At 78.6% G+C, this 7,311-nt stretch carries 6 protein-coding genes; 5 read left to right on the top strand and 1 reads right to left on the bottom strand.

The features are described from left to right. Positions 1–48 precede the first annotated feature (48 nt). From FHE66_RS01315 to FHE66_RS01300, 4 genes are all read left to right on the top strand, one after another. Positions 49–1,155: a hypothetical protein gene (locus FHE66_RS01315; RefSeq protein WP_139071188.1), complete on the top strand. Its 1,107-nt coding sequence runs from the start codon at positions 49–51 to the stop codon at positions 1,153–1,155. A gap of 216 nt (positions 1,156–1,371) precedes the next feature. Next, complete coding sequence (locus FHE66_RS01310) at positions 1,372–1,635, top strand: WhiB family transcriptional regulator (protein ID WP_176554600.1); 264 nt, start codon at positions 1,372–1,374, stop codon at positions 1,633–1,635. Between the two features lie 51 nt (positions 1,636–1,686). After that, positions 1,687–5,004 (top strand): glycosyltransferase, encoded by a 3,318-nt coding sequence (locus FHE66_RS01305; RefSeq protein ID WP_176554599.1) that lies wholly within the window; start codon positions 1,687–1,689, stop codon positions 5,002–5,004. Beyond that, entirely contained in the window at positions 5,001–6,566 is a 1,566-nt protein-coding gene (locus FHE66_RS01300; protein WP_139071186.1) for a DUF5719 family protein, read from the top strand. The genes FHE66_RS01305 and FHE66_RS01300 overlap by 4 nt, the downstream gene beginning before the upstream one ends. A 3-nt stretch (positions 6,567–6,569) precedes the next feature. On the opposite strand, the gene FHE66_RS01295 is transcribed toward FHE66_RS01300, so the two are convergent. After that, a complete protein-coding gene (locus tag FHE66_RS01295; protein WP_230976524.1) occupies positions 6,570–7,004 on the bottom strand; it encodes a metallopeptidase family protein in 435 nt (144 codons plus the stop codon). Positions 7,005–7,114: 110 nt separating this feature from the next. Between FHE66_RS01295 and FHE66_RS01290 the strand changes: the two genes are divergently transcribed. Then, positions 7,115–7,311, top strand: a 197-nt coding sequence (locus tag FHE66_RS01290; RefSeq protein ID WP_176554601.1) for a DUF3499 domain-containing protein, incomplete at its 3' end; no start/stop codon positions are given.

Raw genomic sequence — 7,311 nt, 5'->3', positions numbered from 1 at the left:
CCCCCCCCCCCCCCCGCCCCACCACCTCCACGACCACGAGGACCTGCCGTGCACCGCCTTCCCCGCCCCGTCGCCGTCCTCCGCGCGCTCGCCGTCGCCGCGCTCGCCGTCGCGGCGGGCGCCGTGCCCGCCACGGCCGGCCTGCCCTCCACCCCCGCGCCGCCCGGCACCACCTGGGCCCTGGAGCCCGCGGACGGCTCCGAGGCCGACGGCCGCGTCTCCCTGCGCCACGTCCTCGAGGACGGCGCCTCGGTCGCCGACCACGTCGTCCTCACGAACTTCAGCGACCACGAGGCGACCTTCGCCGTCTACGCCAGCGACGGCATCGTCGACGAGGCCGGGAGCTTCGACCTCCTGCCGCCCGACACCGAGCCGACCGGCGGCGGGAGCTGGGTGGAGGTCGGGACGGTAACCGGCGCCGAGCCGCGTCCCGGGGGCGGCATCCTCCTCACGACGCCCGCCGGGTCGAGCACCGTCGTCCCCCTCGAGGTCACCGTGCCGGCCGGCGCCACCCCCGGCGACCACCCGGCCGGCGTCGTCGCCGAGCTCGTCCAGGGCGGGGACGCCACCCTCCGGATGAGCTCGCGCGTCGGGGTGCGCCTCCACCTGCGCGTGGCCGGGGAGGTCCGCGGCGAGCTCGGCCCCGACGTCGTCGCGACGTACTCGCCGTCGTGGAACCCGTTCGCCCCCGGCACCGTCACCGTCGACTACACCCTGGAGAACACCGGCAACGTCCGCGTCGGCGCGGACGTCGACGTCTCGCTCGCCGGCCCGTTCGGGGTGGGCGGGGGCGCGGCGTCCGCCGAGCACCGCGAGGTGCTGCCCGGGCAGGAGCTCACCGGCACCGTCCGGCTCGAGGCCTGGCCCCTCGTCGTGGGGAGCGGGCAGCTCGTGGCGACCCCGCTGGGGGTCGGGGAGGACGAGCTGCCGGCGCAGCTGCTGCCCGCCACCGTGGACTTCCGCGTGTGGGCGGTCCCGTGGTCCCAGCTGCTCGTGCTCGCGCTCCTCGCCGCCGCGCCGCTGCTCGCCGTGCGGCTGCGTCGCCGCTCCGCGGCGCGCGTCCAGGCCCGCATCGACGCCGCGGTCGCCGCCGCCACGGCCGAGGCCGCCGCGGGCGCCGGTCCGGTCGCGGCGGAAAGCGCCGACGTCCGCTGACCTCGGCACACCCCGGCCGCGGGCCCACCCGCGTGGGGCCGGTGGGGCCGGTGCGTCGACACCTGCGGAGAACATCCCCTCATATCACCGCCCGGCTTGACTGGGCGGGATGACACGCGTGTAATTCGGAGGGTACGAACCGGGGCGACGATGGGAAGAGCAGTGTGGAACATTCTTGGTGATGGTCCGCTGACCACAGGAGTCCCAGCGGGCACCGTGCAGGACGGTGTGTACCTTCTCGACGACCTCGGCGACGAGGGCGTTCTCGGGTGGCAGGACCGGGCGCTGTGCGCCCAGACCGACCCCGAGGCCTTCTTCCCGGAGAAGGGCGGGTCCACCCGGGAGGCGAAGCGCGTGTGCACCTCGTGCGAGGTGCGCGTGGAGTGCCTGGAGTACGCGCTCGCCAACGACGAGCGGTTCGGGATCTGGGGCGGGCTGTCCGAGCGGGAGCGCCGCAAGCTCAAGCGCCGGGCCGTCTGATCGTTGGTCACGGACGACTCTGACGCCGGGAGCGTCGCGACGCTGGCCGTCGTGGTCAGCCCCGGCGTCTCGGTGTACCTCCCGCGCACGCTGCGCGGCCTGGCCGAGCAGACCCGTCCCGTCGGGACGGTCCTCGTCGTCGACACCAGCGCACCCGGCCGCGAGATGGGCACCGGCGTGCCCGTGCACGACGCGATCGACGCCGCCGGCCTGCGCGCCGTCTCCACCGTGCGCGTCCTGCGCATCCCGGCCCCCCGCACCTTCGGCGCAGCCGTGCGCGCCGCGCTCGCCGACCACGAGCAGCACCTCGCCGAGCAGGCCCGCCGCCAGGAGCGCCCCGCGCCGCCGCCGGCCCGCTGGCTGTGGCTCCTCCACGACGACTCCGCCCCCGAGCCGCGCGCCCACGCCGCGCTCCTGCGCGCGGGGGAGTCCGGCCCGTCCGTCGCCGTCGCCGGTCCCAAGCAGCGTGACTGGGCCCGCCCCGACCTGCTCCTCGAGGTCGGCATCCGGGCCACCGCCACCGGTCGCCGGGTGCCCGACGTCGAGGACGGCGAGATCGACCAGGGCCAGCACGACTCCCGCGAGGACGTGCTCGGCGTCGGCACCGCCGGCGCCCTCGTCCGCCGCGAGGTCTGGGACCAGCTCGGCGGCCCCGACCCCTCGCTCGGCCCGTACGGCGACGGCCTGGACCTGTCCCAGCGCGCGTGGCTGGCCGGCCACCGCGTCGTCCTCGTCCCCGGTGCCGTCGTCCACCACGCCCGCGCCTCCTACCAGGGGCTGCGCGACCTCTCCAGCCCCCGACCGGACCCGCAGACGGCGCCCGACCCGCGCCGCTCGTTCGCCGCCCGGCGCCGCTCCCAGCTCTTCCTCTGGCTCACCACGACCCCGTGGTACCTGCTGCCGCTCGTCGTGCTCGCCGTCCTCGCGCTCGCCCCGGCGCGGGCGCTGTGGCGCCTCACGACCAAGGAGATCGGCCTCGTCGGCGCCGAGATGCGGTCCGCGGCCGAGGTGCTCGCCGGACCGGCCGCGATCTGGCGGGCCCGCCGCCGCCACCGCCTCACCCGCACGGTGCCGCTTCGCTACCTGCGCCCGCTGCGGTCCACCTGGCGCGACGTCGCGCGGGCCAGGCACGAGGAACGACGCTCGCAGGCAGCCGCCCGGGCCCACCGGGTCGCCCCGAGCGAGCTGGAGCTGCGCGAGCGGGCCGCCCTCGCCCGCCGCCGTCGCGGCGCCCTCGGCCTGCTCCTCCTCGGCCTCACCGCCGTCGCGCTCGTCGCCTTCGGTCCGCTCCTCACCGAGGGGGCCCTGCGCGGCGGGGCCCTCGCCACCCTCGACGCCACCGCCGGCGGCGTGTGGAGCGCCGCCACGTCCGCCTGGGTGGCCGCCGGGCTCGGGCACGCAGGTCCGCCCGACCCGCTGCTCGCGGTCCTCGCCCTCGCGATGACGCCGCTCGCCCCCTTCGGCGCCGGCGGCAACGCCCTCACGGCGGCGGTGCTCGTCCTGGCCGTCCCGCTCGCCGGCACCGGCGCGTGGTTCGCCGCCGGCGCCGCCACCCGCTCGGTCCTCCTGCGCGCCTGGGCCGCGGCCGTGTGGGCGCTGGCCCCCGCCCTCCTCGTCGGCGTCGGGCAGGGCCGGCTCGGGGCCGTCCTGGCCCACCTGCTCCTGCCGTGGGTCGCGCTCGGGGTGGCCCGGGCCGTGGGCGTCCAGCGTCGCGACGTCATCCTCCCCGGCATCGCCGACGCGCGACGGGACGACGACGAGCCCGACACCGCCGACCGGCCCACCGTCGGCGCGCCCGCGCTCACCTCGGTGCGCCCCTCCGGCGGCTCGATCGCCGCGGCCGCCGGCGCCGGCCTCGCCCTGGCCGTCGTCACCGCCGGTGCGCCGGTCCTGCTCCCGGCCGCCCTCCTCGTCCTCCTCGGCCTTGCCCTGGCCGTCCCGCGCCGCCGCCGGCTGCTCGCGCTCGTCGCCGTGCCGCCCGTGCTCCTGCTCGGCCCGCTCCTCACCGCCGCGCTGAGCAGCACCTCGACGGGCGGCTGGCGCGCGCTCGTCGCCGACCCGGGCCTCCCGCTCGCCGCCGACCCGGGGGCCTCCTGGCTCGCCGCGCTCGGCTGGCCGACGGCGCTGCCCGCGCTCGTCGGGCCCTGGGTCCTCGCCCTCGCCGGCGGGGCCGCCGTGGCGGCCGCCGCGGTGCTCGCGCTCCTGCGCGGCACGGGCCGGGTCCGCGCCGTGCGCGCCGGGTGGCTCGCCGTCCTCGCCGGCCTGGCCACCGCCCTCGTGTCCTCCCGCACGCCCGTGGGCGTCGGTGCCGACCTCGCCGGCGAGGCGAGCGTCGTCACCGGCTGGGGTGGGCCGGGCACCTCCCTCGCCCTCCTCGGGCTCCTCGTCGCGGCGACGGCCGCCGCCGACGGCATGCGCGGGTCGCTCACCGCCCACAGCTTCGGCTGGCGCCACCTCCTCGTCGGCGCCGTCGTCGCCGTCATGGTCCTCGGGCCGCTGGCCACCACCGGCTCCTGGCTCGCCACCGTCCTGCGCGGGCAGGAGCCGGCGCTCCTCGCCCTCGCGGGACGCGACGCCCCGGCCGTCCCCGCGCTCGCCCGCGAGCTGCAGAACGGCCCGGAGCGCTCGCGCGTCCTCGCGCTCCACGCCGAGGGCGGCGCCGTGCGCGCCGAGGTGTGGCGCCACGCCGGGCCCCAGCTCACCGGGGAGGCCGCCGTCGTCGACGTCCGCGGTCTCACTCCCGGCGGGCAGCCCGCCGAGCCGGACGCCGCGTCCGCCGAGCTCGCCGCGCTCACCGCCGAGCTCGCCACCGGCACCGCGCCCGCCGCCGGCGAGCAGCTCGGCCGGCTCGCCGTCGGCGTCGTGCTCGTCCCGCCGCTCACCGACCCGGAGGCCGCCGCCACCCGTCAGGAGCTCATCGCGCGCCTCGACGCCACCGCCGGCCTCGAGCGGGTGACCGAGAACGCCAGCGGCGTCATCTGGCGCACCTCCCGGTCCTCGACGCAGCCCGCCGCGGCGCAGGCGGTGTCCCGGGCGCGGGTCCTCGACGCCGACGGCACCGTCCTCGCGCCGCTGCCGGCCGGCGAGGTCACCGTCTCCACCCGCGTGCCCGCCGGGCCCGAGGGGCGCACCGTCGTCCTCGCCGAGCGTGCCGACACGGCGTGGCGCGCGACCTACAACGGCCGCCCGGTCCGCGCGACCACCGACGGGTGGCGTCAGGCCTTCGAGATCCCCGCACACACCGGCGTGCTCGAGATCGGCTACGAGCCGCCGTGGCAGCTGCCGTGGCGCGTCGCGCAGGCGGTGGGCCTGGGCCTGGCCGTCCTGCTCGCCGTGCCGGTCCGCCGCCGCCGGGAGGAGCACGCATGAGCACCGAGACCACGGGTGGGCGGCGGGTGCTGCGCCGCGTCGCCACCGTCCTCACCGGCGGCGCCCTCCTCGCGGCCTCCGCCGGCGTGGCGGTCGGCGGTGACCTGTGGCCGGTGGAGGCGCAGCCCGTCGCGGAGACCGTCGTCCCCGTCGCCGCCACCACCCTCCTCCAGGTCTGCCCCGGCCCTCCGCGCCTCGCCACCGAGGTCGCCGGGCAGGACCTGGGCTACGACGAGTTCGACCCCGAGGGCTCGGGCTCGACCACGCTCGTCGAGGTCGTGAGCGTCGCCCGCGACGGCCTCGCGCCCGCCCCGCTGCGGCTGTGGCCCGGGCTCGACGCCGACGCCGGGGACGACGTCCCCAGCGGCGGGCAGGCGCGGGTCGAGCAGGCCGCCGACACCGGGGAGGCGACCGTCCTGGAGGCCGAGCCCGTCGACGGCGTCGTCGCCCTCGCCGCGGGCACGAGCGTGGCCCTCACCGAGGCCGGGGACCTGCGCGGGCTCGTCGCCACCGCCTGCCAGAGCCCGGCCACGTCGGCCTGGCTCGTCGGCGGGTCGACCGAGCCGGGTGACAGCACCCAGCTCGTGCTGTCCAACGCCGGGGACACCCCGGCGAGCGTCGCGCTGTCCGGCTGGGGCTCCACCGGGGCCCTCGACCTGTCGACCGCCGGAACGGTCCTCGTGCCCCCGGGCGGGCAGCGGGTCGTCCTCCTCGAGGCGCTCGTCGCCGACCCGCGCCCCGCCCTCCACGTCGAGTCCTCCGGCGGGTCGGTCACCGCGGTCCTCCAGGACAGCCGCCTGCGCGGCCTCGTCCCGGGCGGCACCGACGTCGTCGCGCCGTCCGTGGCCCCCGAGGAGGCCGTCGTCGTCCCGGGCATCCACCTCGGCGCGACCTCCGGGCAGGACCTCGACGCGCCCGCCGTCCGGATCGTCAACCCGGGCGAGGAGACGGCCACCGCCGCCCTCGTCCTGCTCGGGGCCGAGGGCGAGCTCGCGGTGCCCGGCGCCGACGAGCTCGTCCTCGACCCGGGCGCCGTCGTCGACGTCTCGCTCGCCGGGCTGCCCGAGGGCGCGTGGTCCGCGGTCGTCACCGCCGACCGCCCGCTCACCGCCTCCGCCGTCGTCACCACCGTCGGCCGTGCCGGTGAGGACGACCCCGGGACCGCGCCCGTCGACCGGGCGTGGGTGCCGGCCACCGCGGCACTGTCGACCGGACTGGTCGCGCTCCCCGGGGAGCTCGTCACCGCCGCGACGCTCGTCGTCGCCAACCCGGCGACCACCGCCGTGGACGTCGAGCTCGTGCCGGTGCTGCGCGACGGCACCCGCGGCACCCCGGTCACCCGCACGGTGGAGCCGCGCTCCAGCCTGCGCGAGGACGTCACCGCCCTCGGTGAGGACGTCGCCGCGGTGGAGCTGCACGCCGCGCAGGAGCCGGTCCACGCGTCGGTCATGCTCACCGCCCGCGGCCCGGACGGCGCGCTCATGTCAGCCGTCCCGCTCACCGAGGACCCCGCCACCGCGCGCGCCGTCACCCTCGCGCCGGCCCCTGCCTCCCTCGGCTGACCGTCACAGGTCCTCGGGGTCGCGGCCGAGGAGGTGAGCGACCTGCTCGCGCACGACCTCCTCGACGAGCATCGCCAGCTCGGTGGGGTCCTCGCAGCGGGACTGGATGGGCCGGCGGTACAGGACGACGCGGTCGGGCAGGCCCGCCGGCCCGTCTGCCGGGAAGTAGCGGCCCAGGGCGATCGCGTCGTGCTCCCACGGGCTCGGGTCGGAGGGCGGGACCTCCTCGACGCCGAACTCGACCGTCGCCAGGCGCCGCCCCCAGCGCTTCTCGAGCTGCTCGACGGCGGCGAGGACGGCGTCGTCGAAGGCCTCGCTGCGGGTACGCCACCCGGGCAGGGTCGGCGGCAGGAGCGGTCCGCGCAGGCCTCGGCCGCGCCGGTCACGCCGGCGGGCGGGGTGCCGGGCGGGGAGCGCCGGCGTGAGGTCGTCGCGCACCCCCCGATGCTAGGCCCCGTGCCCGGTTCGCGCGGTCCGGGCGGCGACCGCGGCGCAGGTCACGGCGTGGCCGGGCGGGTCGTGTCCCCGGGGCGTTGTACGGTCGGGGAGTGAGAGCCACCCGCCACTGCACGCGTGCCGCCTGCGCCCGACCGGCCGTGGCCACCCTCACCTACGTCTACGCCGACTCGACGGCGGTCCTCGGGCCGCTGGCGACGAACCCGGAGCCGCACTCCTACGACCTGTGCCAGGAGCACGCGCACCGGCTCACCGCGCCGCGTGGGTGGGAGGTCGTCCGGCTGGCGAC

The sequence above is a fragment of the Georgenia sp. 311 genome, from assembly GCF_006151955.1.
GTDB lineage: Bacteria > Actinomycetota > Actinomycetes > Actinomycetales > Actinomycetaceae > Oceanitalea > Oceanitalea wutianyii.
Note: the sequence above shows the minus strand (reverse complement) of the source record. Positions and strands in the feature narration are given on the sequence as shown.

What these genes read in the sequence shown, in the direction of transcription:
- FHE66_RS01300 (WP_139071186.1), top strand. Translation starts at nt 5,001, where the DNA reads ATGAGCACCGAGACCACGGGTGGGCGGCGGGTGCTGCGCCGCGTCGCC.